This window comes from Thioclava arctica (assembly GCF_040892615.1).
Taxonomy (GTDB): Bacteria; Pseudomonadota; Alphaproteobacteria; order Rhodobacterales; family Rhodobacteraceae; genus Thioclava; species Thioclava arctica.
This window is the reverse complement of sequence record NZ_JBFRYC010000001.1, coordinates 399,960-416,629: the sequence shown is the minus strand read 5'-3', so window position 1 is coordinate 416,629 and position 16,670 is coordinate 399,960. Positions and strand designations below refer to the sequence as shown.

13 protein-coding genes, 1 tRNA gene and 2 pseudogenes are annotated in these 16,670 nt (G+C 60.3%); 6 read left to right on the top strand and 10 right to left on the bottom strand.

Going from position 1 to position 16,670, the window contains the following annotated elements; genetic code table 11:
* Positions 1-169: 169 nt before the first annotated feature.
* Positions 170-1,240, bottom strand: coding sequence for an alcohol dehydrogenase family protein (locus AB4874_RS02170; RefSeq protein WP_368390758.1), 1,071 nt, complete (start codon positions 1,238-1,240; stop codon positions 170-172).
* 82 nt (positions 1,241-1,322) lie between these two features.
* Here AB4874_RS02170 and AB4874_RS02165 point away from each other — a divergent pair, with 82 nt between their 5' ends.
* Both AB4874_RS02165 and AB4874_RS02160 read left to right on the top strand, forming a co-directional pair.
* Positions 1,323-1,835: a TetR/AcrR family transcriptional regulator gene (locus AB4874_RS02165; protein WP_368390757.1), complete on the top strand. Its 513-nt coding sequence runs from the start codon at positions 1,323-1,325 to the stop codon at positions 1,833-1,835.
* Positions 1,836-2,040: 205 nt separating this feature from the next.
* A pseudogene (locus AB4874_RS02160) lies at positions 2,041-3,038 on the top strand (IS3 family transposase).
* A gap of 303 nt (positions 3,039-3,341) precedes the next feature.
* On the opposite strand, the gene AB4874_RS02155 reads toward AB4874_RS02160, so the two are convergent.
* The 4 genes from AB4874_RS02155 to AB4874_RS02140 form a co-directional block, all read right to left on the bottom strand.
* Positions 3,342-3,773: a universal stress protein gene (locus tag AB4874_RS02155; protein WP_295530619.1), complete on the bottom strand. Its 432-nt coding sequence runs from the start codon at positions 3,771-3,773 to the stop codon at positions 3,342-3,344.
* Positions 3,770-6,385, bottom strand: a complete 2,616-nt coding sequence (locus AB4874_RS02150; protein WP_295530622.1) for a TRAP transporter permease — start codon at positions 6,383-6,385, stop codon at positions 3,770-3,772. The genes AB4874_RS02155 and AB4874_RS02150 overlap by 4 nt, the downstream gene beginning before the upstream one ends.
* A gap of 111 nt (positions 6,386-6,496) precedes the next feature.
* Positions 6,497-7,474: a TAXI family TRAP transporter solute-binding subunit gene (locus tag AB4874_RS02145; RefSeq protein ID WP_295530626.1), complete on the bottom strand. Its 978-nt coding sequence runs from the start codon at positions 7,472-7,474 to the stop codon at positions 6,497-6,499.
* A gap of 53 nt (positions 7,475-7,527) precedes the next feature.
* Complete coding sequence (locus tag AB4874_RS02140; RefSeq protein ID WP_368390756.1) at positions 7,528-8,391, bottom strand: MurR/RpiR family transcriptional regulator; 864 nt, start codon at positions 8,389-8,391, stop codon at positions 7,528-7,530.
* Between the two features lie 141 nt (positions 8,392-8,532).
* Between AB4874_RS02140 and AB4874_RS02135 the strand changes: the two genes are divergently transcribed.
* Complete coding sequence (locus AB4874_RS02135) at positions 8,533-9,855, top strand: aspartate aminotransferase family protein (RefSeq protein ID WP_368390755.1); 1,323 nt, start codon at positions 8,533-8,535, stop codon at positions 9,853-9,855.
* Entirely contained in the window at positions 9,852-10,616 is a 765-nt protein-coding gene (locus AB4874_RS02130) for a beta-keto acid cleavage family enzyme (RefSeq protein WP_368390754.1), read from the top strand. The genes AB4874_RS02135 and AB4874_RS02130 overlap by 4 nt, the downstream gene beginning before the upstream one ends.
* 115 nt (positions 10,617-10,731) lie before the next feature.
* Here AB4874_RS02130 and AB4874_RS02125 read toward each other — a convergent pair.
* The 3 genes and pseudogenes from AB4874_RS02125 to AB4874_RS02115 form a co-directional block, all read right to left on the bottom strand.
* A pseudogene (locus tag AB4874_RS02125) lies at positions 10,732-11,137 on the bottom strand (DDE-type integrase/transposase/recombinase); the annotation flags it as partial.
* A gap of 64 nt (positions 11,138-11,201) precedes the next feature.
* Positions 11,202-11,277: transfer RNA gene (locus tag AB4874_RS02120), tRNA-Thr, on the bottom strand.
* Between the two features lie 49 nt (positions 11,278-11,326).
* The gene (locus AB4874_RS02115) at positions 11,327-12,919 is read right to left on the bottom strand and encodes an ABC transporter permease (RefSeq protein ID WP_368390864.1); all 1,593 of its coding nucleotides are present in this window, start codon (positions 12,917-12,919) and stop codon (positions 11,327-11,329) included.
* Between the two features lie 222 nt (positions 12,920-13,141).
* Between AB4874_RS02115 and AB4874_RS02110 the strand changes: the two genes are divergently transcribed.
* Positions 13,142-14,017 (top strand): hypothetical protein, encoded by an 876-nt coding sequence (locus AB4874_RS02110; RefSeq protein WP_368390753.1) that lies wholly within the window; start codon positions 13,142-13,144, stop codon positions 14,015-14,017.
* A 14-nt stretch (positions 14,018-14,031) separates the two neighbouring features.
* Here AB4874_RS02110 and AB4874_RS02105 read toward each other — a convergent pair whose 3' ends face one another.
* Entirely contained in the window at positions 14,032-14,283 is a 252-nt protein-coding gene (locus AB4874_RS02105) for a DUF2312 domain-containing protein (RefSeq protein ID WP_295536805.1), read from the bottom strand.
* 142 nt (positions 14,284-14,425) lie between these two features.
* Between AB4874_RS02105 and AB4874_RS02100 the strand changes: the two genes are divergently transcribed.
* A complete protein-coding gene (locus AB4874_RS02100) occupies positions 14,426-14,641 on the top strand; it encodes a hypothetical protein (RefSeq protein WP_295536803.1) in 216 nt (71 codons plus the stop codon).
* Positions 14,642-14,649: 8 nt separating this feature from the next.
* Here AB4874_RS02100 and AB4874_RS02095 read toward each other — a convergent pair whose 3' ends face one another.
* Positions 14,650-16,581, bottom strand: a complete 1,932-nt coding sequence (locus AB4874_RS02095) for an enoyl-CoA hydratase/isomerase family protein (protein WP_368390752.1) — start codon at positions 16,579-16,581, stop codon at positions 14,650-14,652.
* Positions 16,582-16,670: the final 89 nt, after the last annotated feature.

Genomic DNA, 16,670 nt, shown 5'->3' with positions numbered 1-16,670 from the left:
CGGCTGGGTGACAGCGCCCGCGCCTGTTAGAGCGTTTCTATCCGTTGACGCCTTGCGCCTGCCATTGAGGAAACCACTCGGCGACGACACGGCCTTCGCTCTGCCCGAGTGGAAGGGCGCAGTGAGTTCCAGATGACTGCGCCTTTCCGTGACAATGGCTATGGGACCGTCAGCTAGCGATCTGGATCCCGATTTTGCCGATATGCGACTTCCCAAGAAACGCCTCTTGCGCCGCTCGTAGCTCGTTTAGCGGGTAGGTTTCGGCGATAACGGGCCGGATTTCACCAGCCTCGATATAGCCAATCAGGTCGGTGAAGACGCGTGGGTCCTGTCGCGTGCTTCCAATCAGCGTCAGGTCTTTGAGATAGAGGGTTCTCAGGTCAAGCTCGACAATCGGTCCGGCAATGGCGCCCGAGGTCACATAGCGGCCCCGGAGTGCGAGCGCATTGAGAAGGTCGGGCCAACGCGCTCCGCCCACAAGATCAAGCACCACATCGAAGGCATCCTCGGGGAATGCGTCGTTGCGCTCCAACGTTGCGTCAGCCCCAAGCGCCTTTAGCGCATCCATCTTGGCCGGGCTGGTCACAGCCGTGACATGCGCGCCGCGCCGCTTGGCAAGCTGCACCGCCGCGGATCCGACACCCCCGGATGCGCCCGTGATCAGCACGCGCTCTCGGCCCAAACGCGCGCGCTGAATCATCCCCTCGGCGGTCGAGAACGCGCAGGGAAAAGAGGCAAGTTCGATATCTGTGAGCGCGCTGTCGATCCGCAATGCATGTCCGGAGTCCACGGTCGTGAACTCGGCAAACGCGCCGTCGCGTTCCGAGCCGAAGGTCTCAAGCGCGTCGGGGTCCCCGCCCTCGGGGCGATACATCGGTCGCACCAATACGCGCTCGCCCAATCGCGCGGCGTCCACGCCCTTGCCGAGCGCAATGATTTCACCGCAGCAATCGGCCCCTTGGATACGCGGGAAGCTGAGCGCACCGGACCAGCCCCCATCGGCGTCCGAGGCACCAGCATAACCTTGCGTCGCCGCCGAGCCGGTATCGCCCCGCACGGCTTTGGAATACCAGCCCGTGCGGGTGTTGACGTCGGTGTTATTCACCGCCGCGGCGCCCACGCGGATCAACACCTCACCTGTGCCCGGCCGCGGAACTGGCACATCCTCGCGCCATTCAAGCGTGTCCAGCCCACCATGGCCCGTCAAAAGGACAGCTTTCATCGTTGCAGGAAGGGTCATTGTCGCATGCTCCCGTGTAGAATGATCTCTCTACTTGCGTAGGTAGAGGGATCATTCTACATCGTCAAGTATGACAGATACGATGCGCAAAATATCCGATGGGCTCGAGCGTGCTTTTGCGCGTCGCGGCTTTGCTGAGCCCAGCGTAGAAGACCTGCGGGACGCCGCCGGTGTAAGCCTGCGCACGCTTTACAAATACACGCCTTCGCGCGCTGAAATGGTGCTGGCCGCGCTGGAAAACCGGCAGCAGCGCTACCTTCATCGTGTCTTCGACGGCTTGCCGGAGGAGCCTGACGTCGCGCTCGACACGATCCTGAGCCGCGTCGGAGATTGGATGGCGACTGAGACCTCCCATGGTTGTCTCTTTCATGCGGCTGTGGCCGCTGATCCAGAAAGCCCTGCCCTGCGCGCTCTTCTTGAGCGCCATAAGGCAGAGGTCGCAACACGGGCCGCAACAGCATGTGGGCTTGGTGGCGATGACACCGCGCTTCTGGTGATCATCGAAGGGCTAACGCAGGCATGGCCACTGCGCGGCGCGGCGGCGGTCGATGCGGCCAAGCGGCTGGGCCATGCGCTGCAAGCCCCAAACAGCTGAACGAAACAACATCAGGTTAGGCCGCTTGATCTAGCATTCGACCAAGGCGCTGTGGTCGAAGCACTTTTACAATCGTGCAGCAACAAACGGTGTCTTTATCAGAACCCGATCTTTCACACTCAGAATTGCTGCGCGTTTGAACCGGTCTTGTCACGGTTAAGTGCCGGTCTTTATCGAGCAATGTTTGCTATGAAAGAGGCAAGGAATGGCAACACGATACACAGACGATTTTCGCCGTGACGCGGTGTGCATCGCCACCACGAACGGCCTGACACGCCCCCAGGTTTCATCTGATTTGAATGTTGGCCTTACGACGCTGAACAAGTGGGTCCACAAGCATCCGCATGACGATCTGATGTCTGGGCGGCATGAAGATGTTGGGCAAGAGAACGAGCGCCTGCGCAAGGAAGTCCGCTTGCTGCACGAGGAGAGCGAAGTGCTAAAAAAGCGGCGATCTTCTTTGCAGGCCAAACCCGGTGAGATTTGCGATCATCGACATCTGGAAGAAAGACTGGCCGGTCGCATTTCTGTGCCGAGTTATGCAGGTCACATCGCGTGGCTTTCATGCATGGAGGGCTCGACCAAAGAGCCGACGACAACGCGATGATATGGTGATTTTGGCACCTATCCGAGAACAACATCGTCACAACAGACAGCAAGCAGGCTTTCAATAGCGCCCCTAATCTGTTGGATCAGGATTTCTCTGCGGATGGGCCGAACCAGAAGTGGGCTGGCTGTATCTTGGATCTATATTCCCGCCGTGTCATTGCTCTGCGTGATTTGCACGCAAATCCCTTCCGGGTAACAGCATGGGCCGTTCGCAATCGCATGAAACGGGATCTGGCAATCCGCGCTTTGGGTATGGCTGTGGCGCTGCGACAACCTCCAAATGGGTGCACTCACCACACCGATCGCAAAGCCCAATACCGTTCACATGACGACCCAAAACGCCTGGCAAAGCATGGCTTCGAAGTCTCCATAAGCGGCAAGGGAAATTGTTACGATAATTCCAGGGTCGAAACGTTCTTCAAATCTCTCAAGGCAGAGCTGATCTGGCGCAACCGCTGGGCAACCAGACGCCAAGCAGAAGGAGCGATCTTCCAGTATATCAATGGGGTCTATAATCCACAGCGGTGGCACTCATCGCTGGGTGGGAAAACTCCCTTAGCCTTCGAACGAAAGGCAGCCGAAATGAGTGAGTAAACCGGAACGCAAGCGTGACAAGATCAGTTTCGCTCGCAGCGGTTTCTTGCGCAAGACCGCTCGACCTGCGCCATCGGCTTCATGAACCTGAAACAGATTCTTCGCCAGCCTATCGGCGATTGCTACGCATTCGCCTGTCAGCCAACGGATCGAGCCCGACCGTGGTAATCTCCGACATGACCGTCCCCCTTTGTGGATCGTTGCAGCCCCATCTTGGCGCATCGATGCCGCCGGGGGCGGTCATGTCGTTAAAGCTCCTCCTCGTCACCGAAGACGATTACCTCGACCGGGTGTTCGGGTCCTCTAACGCACCACGAGGACCGAACAGCTCGAATGGCGCACGACGCGTGCGGCATTGGGGCCGAGCAGATAATCGCTGAGATCGGGGCGATGAGCCCCCAGCACGATCATATCTGCGCCGTCCTTTGAAGCGACCGAGAGAATCTCGTGATACGCGGTGCCGACGCCGACGATGTGGCGAACCTTGGCGTTCACTTCCTCGCCCAAAACCTCGCCGACATAGGATTCGAGTAGCTCATGGGCTTGGGCGCGCGCCTTTTTCATGTGATCGCCCGAAAAGAAGCCGCCCACGACTGACATTCCGTAATCGGGGATAACGGTGATCACATCAAGCTGCGCCCCTTCCACCTCAGCCAGACGTGCAGCCCATTTCAGAACTTTGCGCTCTGGTTCGGGGCGGTTCACGTCGATCGCGCATAAAATCGTATCGGTCATGCCAGGTCTCCTTGAGCAAGAGTGGCGTCATCATCTTCTTTGCGACGATATTGCAAGAAGGCGATAAGGGCGAGCAACAGGAAGGCGGGGATGAACATCAGCTCCTTGGGCGTCTGTTCATTGGGGAGTTTCACCGTCGAAAGCGTGACCGGCGTATCCCCGTAGAAGTCAAAGCCGCTGAGTTTCTTCTGCAACTCCGAGCCAAACATCGGTTCATCCGCCACGGCCTTGCCGTCTTGATCGGTAATGGACAGCCCAAGCGCATCAAGCCGCGCCTGACCGTCTGCCCCTGCGGGCACCTTGACCAAGACCGTCAGATCCTTGGGTTTGCCGGTGTCGTAATCTGGCCCCGAGAAGACCAGTCGCAACTCCTTGCCCACCGGTGCCTTGTCAAGTTGCGTAGAAATCTGTGCGGGGGGCACTTCGTGATAGGGTGCCTCGATCTTGTCCATGAAGAAGCCGGGACGGAACAAGGTAAAGGCGATCAGAAGCAGCGCCACCGTCTCCCAGATCCGCGAGCGGGTGATGAAGAAATTCATCGTTGCCGCCGTGAACACGAGAATGCCAATCGTCGCGACGATGAACACCACAATGGCCTTGTACCACGTCACATCAATCAAAAGCAGATCAGTGTTAAAGATGAACACGAAGGGCAGCGCGACGGTGCGCAAGCTATAGAAAAACGCGATGAAGCCGGTTTTCATCGCATCGCCCCCCGAGATCGCTGCGGCGGCAAAGCTCGCTAGTCCCACGGGTGGCGTGACATCCGCCATGATCCCGAAATAGAACACGAACAGGTGGACTGCGATGAGCGGCACCACGAGCCCCGATTGGGCGCCAAGATGCACAACCACCCCGACCATCAGCGAGCTGACGACGATGTAGTTGGCTGTCGTCGGCAAGCCCATCCCAAGAATGAGCGACAAGATCGCCACCAGAATCAGCATCAAGATCAGGTTGCCGCCCGAGAGGAACTCGACGAAATCGGCCATGACCTGACCAATCCCGGTCAGTGAAACCGTGCCCACGATGATGCCAGCCGTTGCGGTTGCCAGACCGATGCCGATCATATTGCGCGACCCGTCGATCATGCCCCCGATCAGATCGGAAAGCCCCTCACGCAGCAGCGCTATCGTGTCGCTTTGGCCTCGGAACATCGCCTTGAGCGGCTTTTGCGTCAGCAGGATGGCAAACAGCAGGAACGAAGCCCAGAACGCTGACAGCCCCGGTGATTTACGCTCGATCATCAGGAAATAGACGAGCACCACGATGGGCAGCAGATAGTAAAGCCCCGCTTTGTAGATTTTGCTCACTTCGGGAAGTTTGACGATCTCGGATGTGGGATCATCGGGTTCCAGATCGGGCACCTTGGCCGCCACCCAAACAAGCGCCACATAGGCCGCAAGCACTAACAGCGCGAGCACCCATGCCGCCCCTTCCGGGACCAGCGAGGAAATGAGGCGTACCGGATATTGTGTGACATAGCACAGCGCCGCAAAGCCTGCGAAAAACATGAACATGCCAAAGGCCGTGCGCCAGACCGAGACCACGCGATCCCCGATGGTCGGCATCTTGTTTTTCACCGCTTCAAGATGGACGATGTAAAACAGCGCGATATACGAGATGACCGCAGGGATGAAGGCGTGCTTGATCACCTCAAGATACGAAATCCCCACATATTCCACCATCAAGAAGGCCGCAGCCCCCATGACCGGCGGCATGATCTGCCCGTTCACCGACGAGGCGACCTCAACCGAGCCAGCCTTTTCGGCGCTAAAGCCCACGCGCTTCATCAGCGGAATGGTAAACGTGCCGGTCGTGACCACATTGGCAATCGAGCTGCCCGAGATCAGACCCGTCGCAGCCGAGCCAACAACAGCAGCCTTAGCCGGACCGCCGCGCAAATGCCCCAGCGCGCCAAACGCCATCTGGATGAAGTAATTGCCTGCGCCCGCCTTTTCCAGCAACGCGCCAAACAGCACAAAGAGAAAGACGAACTTCGTAGAGACACCAAGCGCAATCCCGAACACGCCCTCAGACGTGATCCACATATGGCTCATCGCCTTGCGCAAACTTGCACCGGCCCAGCGGATCTGTTCGGGGAATATCTCAGAAGAGCCGAAGAAGACATAGGCGAGAAAGACGACCGCAAGCGCCACCATCACCGGACCGAGGGTGCGGTACGCTGCGATGAATAGCAGGAAGATACCGGCGAGGGCAGCATAGGTGTCTTGCGTATCGGCCAAGCCGCCGTTGTTGACGATCTTCTGGTAGAAGAAATAGCCATACATCGCCACCAGAGCACCGCCGATGGCGAGCACCCAATCATACCAAGGCACGTAATTCTTGGGGGCTGATTTGAACAACGGATAGGCCATCGCCGACAGGAAAATGGCATAGGCCAGATGAATCTGGCGGGCGTTGTTGATCATATTGCCCGGCAACACGTAGGGACCGATTGGTGACGCCAGCAGGATCTGAAAGATCGACCAGCTCAGCGCGACCACGGCGACCATGATGCCAACCCAGCCGCGCGGGTTGCGTGCTCCGCTATCGGAGCTTTGCACCAATTCCTGTAACTCTTGTTCATTCAAGGCGCGATTTTCCGCCATCCGTTCCCCCTGCAGCCTTAGCTGGCCACCCGCATATTCGCGGCTTGTTTGTCTCGTAAAAGTCTAAAAAGGGCGGGCGCGTCAAACGCACCCGCCCAAGTTATGCGCAGCTTATTTAATCCAGCCGCGTTCTTTGTAATACTTCAGCGCACCCGGATGGATCGGGGCGGACAGACCGGCCGAGATCATCTCTTCGGGCTTGAGATGGGCAAAGGCCGGGTGGAGTTTCTTGAACTCGTCGAAATTATTGAACACCGAAGCGGTCAGCGCATAAACGACATCGTCAGACACGTCTGCCGAAGTCACCAGCGTCGCGCGCACACCAAAGGTCTGGGTGTCATCAGGGTTGCCGCGATACATGCCGCCCGGGATCGTCGCCTTAGCATAGTAGGGGTTATCGGCGACCAGCTTATCCACAGCCGGGCCGGTGACATTCACCAACACCGCATCGCACGAGGTCGTCGCCTCTTGGATCGAACCCGAGGGGTGACCCACGGTGTAAACCATCGCGTCGATCTGGTTGTCGCAAAGGGCTTTGGACTGCTCAGAGGCTTTCAACTCGGTCGCAAGCGCGAAGTCGGACTTTTTCCAACCCATCGCATCCATCAGCACTTCCATCGTGCCGCGCTGGCCAGACCCCGGATTGCCGATATTGACGCGTTTGCCTTTGAGATCAGCAAAGTTCTTGATGCCGCTATCGGCGCGCGCGACCACGGTGAAGGGCTCGGGGTGGATCGAGAACACGGCACGCAACTTGTCGAACGGGCCTTTTTCCGCGAATTTCGAGTCACCCTTGTAGGCGTGATACTGCCAGTCCGACTGAGCGATGCCGAAATCCAGTTCACCGTCACGGATCGTGTTGAGGTTGTAAACAGAGCCGCCCGTGGATTCGACCGAGCAGCGAACGTGGTATTCTTTGCGATTTTTATTCATCAGACGACAGATTGCGCCGCCCGTGGGGTAGTAGACCCCGGTCACGCCACCGGTGCCGATGGTGATGAACTGGTCCTTGTTCTGTGCCTGCGCGGCGGGGGCGAACAGCGCCCCTGCGACCGCGGCAACAAGGCCGAGTTTGAGGAACTTCTTCATATTTGACTCCCGTTGGTCGTTTTCAGTCTTGGGTTACGATCACACCGGGCGGCTCAGCGCACATAGACTTCTTCAAGAAGTCGGTTGCGCCGCTCCACCTCGGCGACACGTTCGGTTGCGCGGGGTCCCGCGCGGCGTGCCACCATTGCCAGAATAGCCTCTAGCAGAAACATGGTGGCGACATAGGATGTGTAGAAATGCGGACTGTCGGTGGGCACGATAAAACTGTCATCGGCCGCATGCAGCGCCGGGCAGGCCCGGCTATCGGTGATCAATGTGACATAGGCACCTTGTTCATGGGCCAAAATGGCACCCCGGATCGAGGAACGCGCGAAGGGCGGTTTGGTGATGACCAGAACCGCATCGCGCTCGTCCAACCCGGTCAAGGTGGCGCCCAGAGAGGCCCCTGCCCGTGCGCCGATCTCCCAGTTGTCACCCAGAAAATTCGCGATATAGGCGGTGTATTCGGCGATCCCGGTTGATCCGAGTGCGCCCAATAAAACCACACGGCGCGCGCGCGCCAGCCGGTCCGCCACGCGCTCAAGCTGTTCCGGTTCGATCGCGGCTGAGAGGGCTGCAATATTGTCCTGACACGCAGCGCCATAAAGCGTCAGAAAGCTTTCCTCCGGGTTCAGCGAATCTTTTTGCAACCGATCTGCGCGATCCGCAAAGGGAAGCACCCGACGCCCGATCTGGTCGCGCATGACTTCGCGCAGCGCCTCAAAGTTTTCATACTGTAGCGCATGGGCAAGGCGCGTGAATGTTGCAGGGGCCAGTTTTGAATCGCTCGCCAGCGCCCGCAGCGACCGCGTCGCGATGCTTATCGGGTTGTCGGCAATATAATCGCCAGCCTGACGCAAACGTGTGCTCAGACTGCCGTATTGCGCGGCCAATCGCTGTTCGAAGCTGCCCGACAATGCCCCTCCCCAGGTTCCATCACCATTAATCTCGTTGCGGTGAGCGTTTCAGTTGTTTCATCTATTGTCAACTCATGATCCATATGTTTCATTTCCGTATAAGCGAGTTTCACGCTTTCTTGTCCCAAAGGGGGGACCGACATGACCCATGTATTTCCGCGCCACACCAAAGCGACTTTGCCCATAGCCACAAGGGGTGAAGGGGCCTACATCATCGATGCCCAAGGTAAGCGCTATCTTGACGGTTCAGGCGGCGCGGCCGTTTCGTGCCTTGGTCACTCTGACGAGGATGTGATCGGCGCGATCAAGGATCAGCTCGATCAACTCGCCTTCGCGCATACCGGATTTTTCACCTCCCACCCTGCGGAACGGCTGGCAGATCGCCTGATCGCTCACGCGCCCGGCACCCTGGATCGGGTCTATTTTCTGTCGGGCGGATCGGAGGCAGTGGAAACCGCACTCAAGATGGCGCGGCAATATTTTGTCGAGAAGGGCGAGCCGAGCCGCAAGCATTTCATCGCACGCCGCCAAAGCTATCATGGCAACACGCTGGGCGCTCTGGCGGCGGGGGGCAACGAATGGCGTCGCGCGAAGTTCAATCCGCTTTTGATCGACGTAAGCCACATTGCCCCCGTGCATGAATATCGCTGGCGCGAAGACGGCGAGAGCGCCGAGGATTATGGCCTGCGCGTAGCCAATGAACTTGAAACGGAAATCCAGCGCCTCGGCGCAGAAAATGTGATCGCATTCATCGCCGAGCCGGTGGTGGGGGCAACGATGGGCGCGGTGCCCCCGGTGCCGGGCTATTTCAAGCGCATCCGAGAGATTTGCGATCAATATGGTATCTTGCTGATCCTTGATGAAGTGATGTGCGGGATGGGGCGCACCGGCACCTTGTTTGCCTGTGAGCAAGACGAGATTGCGCCCGATATAGTCACCATCGCCAAGGGGTTGGGCGCAGGGTATCAGCCGATTGGCGCGACGCTGTGCACCAGTGAAATCTATGACGCTTTTGTGCAGGGTTCGGGGTTTTTCCAGCACGGCCACACCTATATCGGCCACCCGACAGCCTGCGCCGCCGCCGATGCGGTGCTTACCAAGCTGACCGAGGGCGGGATGGTCGCGCGCTCGGCGGCCCAAGGCGAAAAGCTGGATGCGGCGCTGCGCGCGGCGTTCGGCGAGCATCCCAATATCGGTGACATTCGCGGGCGCGGCATGTTTCGCGGCCTCGAAATCGTTGCGGATCGCGCAACCAAAGCGCCGTTCGATCCCGCCCGTGCCCTGCACAAACAGATCAAGGGCGCGGCATTTGAGGCCGGGCTGATCTGCTACCCGATGGGGGGCACAATCGACGGACAACGCGGCGATCACATTCTGCTCGCGCCGCCCTTCATTCTTAGCGACGACCAGATTGGCGAGTTGATCGATAAATTGGACACGGCCATCCGGAGCGTGCTGGGATGAGCTTGCCGCGCATCATGGTTGCCCCCAATGGGGCCCGCAAAACCCGCGCCGATCATCCGGCGCTGCCGATCACGCTTGATGAGATCACCGACACGGCGCTCGCCTGCCGCGCGGAAGGTGCGGGCGCATTGCATTTGCATCTGCGCGATGATGCGGGTGGGCATCTTCTGGATAGCGGCGCTTACCGCGAGGCGTTGGCCCATCTGCGCCCGCGTCTTGGCGACATGGCAATCCAGATCACGACCGAGGCTGCGGGGCTCTATCTTCCCGGACATCAACGCTATGTCGCGCTGAACTCCGGCGCGGATATGGTGTCGGTCTCAACGCGGGAAATGTTGCGCGATGATAGCGCGCTCGCAACCCGGTTTTACACGCAGGCCGACGCGCAAGGCATTGCCGTTCAGCACATTCTATATGCGCGCGAAGATGCAGAATCGCTGGCTCAGGTGCTCCCCGCGCGCTTATTGCACAGCCCTAATTTGCAGCTGATTTTCGTACTCGGGCGCTATGTTGAGGGGCAGGTTTCAACGCCCGATATGCTGACGCCCTTCATCGACTGGATGGCGCACATCGCGATCGCACCGGATTGGGCGCTTTGTGCGTTTGGGCAAGGGGAAACGGCTTGCCTAGAGGCCGCGCTGCGTATGGGCGGCAAAGCAAGGGTCGGGTTTGAGAACGCGCTTCAAATGGCCGATGGTCGCATCGCCCCGGACAATGCCGCACGTGTTGCACAAATTGCGGCCCTCGAAATCGGCGCCTAGGTCGAATTCAAGGACGCGCCAGGTGATGAGAACGGCGGTGCAAAATTGGACAACGCTAGCGGCGGGATAGTCCTGCTGCGGGCGGAGCAAAATTCGGCGAGGTGCCCCTAGTTTCCTAGACACCCGCCTCGTTCAGTTTCTGCTGTCTGGTTTCGAAGTCAACCATCGCTAGCAGGTGACAGCAGGCAATCACCGTGAGGGAGCGACAGCATGCCCTTGTTCGTGTGTTTGCGTTTTTGGGTTGTAGAACATCTCTATATAATTCGCTGCCCGGCAGCGTATGCTTCGCATGCGCGAGAAGGGAACACATCCTGCCTTGCGGCCTCGCATGTGGGCTATGTCCGGCGGCGGATCCGTTCCCGCTTCGAAGACTGCAAGAAGCTCTCGGCCACGACGTTGTCATGACAATTCCCCCGCCGGTTCATGCTGGGTTCGAGGTTATGCTGGTGCAGAAACGTTTGCCACTCGCGGCTGGTGAACTGCGAACCTTGATCCGAGTCGATCATGGCCCGGTGCGTGGGGTTCCCCAAAAAACAAAAACCCGCGTCATTGCAGGGCCGTTCATTCATCAAGTGATTGAATTTATGGTGCCGGCGGAGAGACTCGAACTCCCGACCCCCTGATTACAAATCAGACGCTCTACCAACTGAGCTACGCCGGCCTACTGGCCCCGCAATAGCGCGGCACGCGCGCGCGTGCAAGACGTGCGATCATATGCGTTTGCCCAAATTTGCGCGTGCCAGAACCAGAACCGCCACCAAACCCACGGCCGAGACAAGCAAGGCAGCGGGCGAAGCCTCGCCCAGTTTTTCGAGACTGGCTTTTTCCTGCACCCGCGTGGCGAGCGTTTCGTAATTGAATGGGCGCAGCAGCAGGGTGGCGGGCAGTTCCTTGACGCAATCGACAAAGACCAGCAGCAGCGCCGAGCCGATCGAGCCACGCATCAAAGGCAGGTAGAGCGCGCTTAAAACGCCCCCTGCCCCGCGCCCCAGACTGCGCGCCGCCATGGGCAGCGAGGGCGGCACGCGCGCGAACGCCCCGTCCACCGCCCCCTGCGCGATTGCAAAAAACCGCACGACATAGGCCAGCACGATCGCCACCGCCGAGCCCGTCAGCAGCAACCCCGGATCATGGCCCGAAATGGCCTCAATCGCATCGGCAATTACGTGATCAAGGCGCGCCAGCGGGATCATGATCCCTACCGCCAAGACCGCCCCCGGCGCCGCATAGCCCAGCGTCGTGACAGGCAGGAGCGCTTTGGGCAGCCAGCGGCCCGAAATGCGCACACCATAGATCATGAACAGAGCCATCGTGATCGTCAAAACCGCCGCCGCGCCCCCCGTGCTGAGCGTATGCCACAACGCGAGGCCAAGTCCGCGTCCGAACCATGGCTCGGGGCTGGCCAGCGCATGGGCCGCCATCACGCTCACCGGCAGAATGAACCCGATCATCACCGGCAACGCGCAAAGCCCCGCCGCCAGCCAGCCCGTCCAGCCGCGCAGCGTCACCGGAGTGACCGGGCGCGAATGCCGCGCGCTTTGATAGTAACGCGCCTTGCGTCGCGAGATTTTTTCCAGCGCAAACAGCGCGAAGACCACACCGAGGATCAACAATGCCAGCTGGGCCGCCCCCCCCGCATTGCCCCCCTCCAGCCACGTCGCGAAAATGCCCGTGGTCAGGGTCTGCACGCCGAAATGCGCAACGACGCCGTAATCGGCCACGCTCTCCATCATCGCGATCGCCGCTCCGGCCGCAATCGCTGGGCGCACCAGCGGCAGGCCGACGCGCCAGAACAGCGCCACTGGCCCCGCGCCAAGTGCGCGCGCGACCTCATAGCTGGCACCCGATTGCTCGCGCAGGGCGGCGCGGGTGATCAGGTAGGTATAGGGGTAAAGCGCGGCCGACAGCACCACGACCGCCGCCTCGCGGGAACGGATTTCGGGAAACCAGTAATCGCGCGCCGAGGCCCAGTCGAAACTGGCCCGAAGCGCGGTCTGCACGGGGCCGGAATAATCGAGGAAATCGCTCAGCGCATAGGCCCCGACATAGGCCGGGATTGCGAGGGGAAACAGCAACAGCCATTCCAGCACTCGCCGCCCGACAAAGCGATGCATCACCACCAGCCACGCAGCCCCCGCCCCGATCACGGCGCTGATCCCGCCCACGCCAATCGCGATCACTGCGGTGTTGCCAAGATAGCGCGGCAAGGTCGTAGCCATCAGATGCGGCCAGATGTTTTCACGCGGATCAAACGCCATCGCCACAACGGCCAGAATTGGGGCAAGAACTAGCGCTGCGATCATGACAGAGCCCAGCGACCACAGCGCGCCGCCTGCGCGATTTGCCCGGCGATTAGAGGCAAATTGCGCGACGCGGCGCGGGCCGTTTATTTCCTGAGTATTTTTGTCAGATCGCATAACACCTTCTAGACTGAAACGCATTTGCCTGTCCAGTTTTCAACCGCTAGAGTGCGCCATAATCATAAGCGCGCCGCCAAGGCCGTTGAAACATGCGGGGTCGAGCAGATGAAAGTCGTTTTTCACTTAGGGGCTCATTCGACCGATGAGGACCGGATCGTTCGCGTTTTGGCGAACAACCCCAAGGTGTTAGAGAAATTCAAAATCGTAGTGCCGCCACCGCAGAAATATCGGATGGTGCTGCGCGACGCGCTTGTGTCGCTGCATGGCGAGCCCGCGCCGCTGCAGGTGCAGGATGCAATTATCGAGGCCTGCTCGGATCAGCACGATATGGACCGGCTGATCTTCAGCCATGAATTCTTCCTATGCATTCCTGAACGCGTGATCACCGAGCATGGGTTTTACACCCGCGCGGCCAGTAAGCTTGCCCCGCTTGCGAACCTGTTTCCCGAGGACGAAACAGAGTTTCACATGGCGTTGATCAACCCCGCCACCTTGATCTTGCAACTCGCCCAGCGCCTGCCAAAACGTAGCTATGAACAGCTGATGTCGGGGCTTGATCCGCGCGATTTGCGCTGGGAAACAGTGGTGCGCGACATGCGCGAGGCGGCGCAGGGGCGTCGGTTGGTGCTGTGGTGCAACGAAGACGTGCCGCTGATCTGGCCCGAAGTGTTGCGCGCAGTTTCGGGGCTGCCCGAGGATCAGGGGCTGATGGGGGATATGCTGATTCTCGACCAGATCATGCTGCCCGAGGGGCGCGCCAGATTGCGTGCCTATCTCAAGAGCCATCCGGTGAAATCAGTCGTGCAACGGCGCAAGATCGCCGCCGCCTTCCTGGGCAAATACGTCCAGCCCGACGAGATCGAGATGGACGCCCCGCTGCCGGGCTGGACCGACGAGTTGATCGCAGAAATCACCGCGCAATATGACGCCGATGTGGCCTCGATTGCGCGGCTGCCGGGGGTCGAATTCATCGCCCCCTAAGGCCCGGGCGGGTCTTACGACATGCCCAGCGCGGATTTATACAGATCGAGGATTGCCTCTTCCTCGGCCAGATCGTCCTTGTCGCGCTTGCGCATCGCAACGATTTTCTTGAGCACCTTGGTGTCATAACCGCGCGCCTTGGCTTCGGACATGATGTCTTTTTGCTGCTCGGCTATGTCTTTTTTCTCGGCCTCGAGGCTTTCGAATTGTTCGATGAATTGACGCAGCTCGTCGGCGGCGACGTTATAGGCGGCATCGCTGGGCATGGTTTTCTCCTGCTCTGATCGAGGCCCTGACTAGCCCGCTGCGTGCGCCGCATCAAGAGGTCGTGCGCGTTTCGCTTGCCACATGGGCGCAGAGCCGCTAGGGCAAGGCCGCGCCGACCGAGCGGCGCTGACGGAGGATGGCATGGAATATCTGATCTGGGCAGGGGCTGCGGTGTCGGTCGTCGGGCTTTTGGGCATTTTGTGGTGCATCGTCTCAGTCGCCCAAGCCAAACGCGCAGGCCTTGACGATGCCGCCTTGCGGGCGCGCCTGCAGCACGTCGTGGTGATCAACATGGCCGCGCTGTTCGTGTCGGTGATCGGCCTGATGATGGTCGTGGTTGGGATTTTCCTTGGCTGACCTCCGCCTTAGCGCCCGTCAAGATCGCCGAAATGCTTGCCGTTGCGGATCAGCACATCCCATAGCGTGACCGGGGCGCTGGCGCCCTCTTCGTGCAAGGCGCGCAAACGCTTGCGCATTGCCACCAGCCCCGCCTGATCGGCACCGAACATCACGCCCCCCAAGGCGCGTGGCCATCCCAATGCCCGGATTGCGGCCAGATCGATATCGCTGGCACGATGCGCCTGAGCGTGCTGCAACAGCCACGCCCCGCTATTGGCCATCTCGGCCAACACGCGGGCCATGATCTCGGATGCGCTGAGTTTGCGCGCCACGATCCCGGCCTCGCGGCGCAAGGTGTCAAGCCAGTCGGGCTCGCTATCCTTGGATTGATAGAGGGCAAGATCGGCCGTCTCCATCGCCATCAACAGCAGATCGGGCGCAAGGCCCGCCTTGGCGCGACGCGCATTCAGCGCCGGGGCACCAAGAGTTTCAATCAGGCGCAGCGGTGATTTCACAAATCCGGCCTGCGCGAAGGCGTGATCAATCTGATCGCGCGAGGCCCCCGCCAACAGCGTGCGCCCGCTTGCCGTGATCAGGCTCAGGCGCAGATGCTCGACGATCCCCGCCGCCCCGGAACCGCCCAAAACCAAATGCGCCCCGCCTTGGCGCAGCACCATTGCCAGATCGTGCACGGTCGCGCGCGAACAGTCAGGCCCGGCCACCAGCTCGACCACATCGCCCTCGCGGGTCAGAGCAATGCCGCGCTCGGGCGGATCAAGATGATCGCGGCTTTCCAACACGCAAAGACCTGCATCTGGCAAGCCCACCACCCCGGCTTGGGCAATGATCAGCGCGCAATCGGCCAATCCCGCCGGATCGGTGGCCGCGCCAAGGCGGGCCCAGTCCGCCTCGCGCTGATCGGGATCAAGCGCGCCTTTTTGCACCGATATTTCTTGCGCGCGCGCAATAGCTGAAAAAGCGGTCTGTATGTGTTTGGCTTGGCTGGCCCCGAAAACCACCTCATGACCTGCCGCCAAAAGCGCGCCCGCGAAGGCGGCGGGCTGATCCCACAGACCGATGCGGCGCTGGGGGGGCGACGTGTGATCTGCCGATTGACCGGGCAAGTGCGCTGCCGCAACCTCTGCGGCGCGGGCGTGGCGCAGCGCCTTGGCAAGCGGCGTGGCGCTGAGATCGTCAAACGCCACCGCCTCAAAATCGAGCGCCTCTTCAAGGGGCAGCAACACCGCGGCCTCAACCACCTCGGCTGCGCGCTGCGCGACCGAGGCAAGCGGGCCGCGGATCAGATCGGCTTTGGGAACCTCAAGAGCGGCGAAATAGGCCGCGGGATCATCCAGCGCCGCATCCGCAGAGCCCCCACCCTCGGCAATCAGCGTATCGAGCGCAGCAATGGCTTGGGCGGGAGTGATTTCGGGCAAGACCATCTCGCACAGGCCCAGCGCAAGCGCGCGTTCACTGTCAAGTTGGCCGGGAGGCGCGATCAAATGCAGTGCCGCCGCCCCGCCTTGACGGCGCGCCAAACGTACGAGCCCACCCGCTGCAGGCAGCGCACCCAAGGTAAATTCAGGCGCGCAAAAGCAGGTATCTTCGGTCGCGATGCGCAAGGACGCCGCCTGCGACACCGCCAATGCCCCGCCCTGAATACGCCCTTTCAAGCAAGCCAAAACGGGCATGCGCGCGCCCGCCAAAGCCGCGCATAACGCCCCCAAATCCGGGGCGCTGGGATCATGGGCGTAATCCGACAGCGGGTCGGGCGCGCAGGGCCACCCCATGGCGCCGCCCCGTAGCACGATCCCGCGCAACGCCTTGTCATTCAAAACCAGTTCAAGCGCATTGTGCAGCGCCACGCGCAGATCGGGGTCAAACCCGGCCTCTGCGCCCTGCTCATCCAAGGCGGCCAAGGTGATCCAGGCCAGCCCGTCACGCTGTGCGATTTTCACGCGTCTCGCCATAATCACACTTGCCTCACAAACCTATTCTTCGATGTGAGTTTACGGGCAAAGCGCTGCAAAACAATGCTAAATTGCGC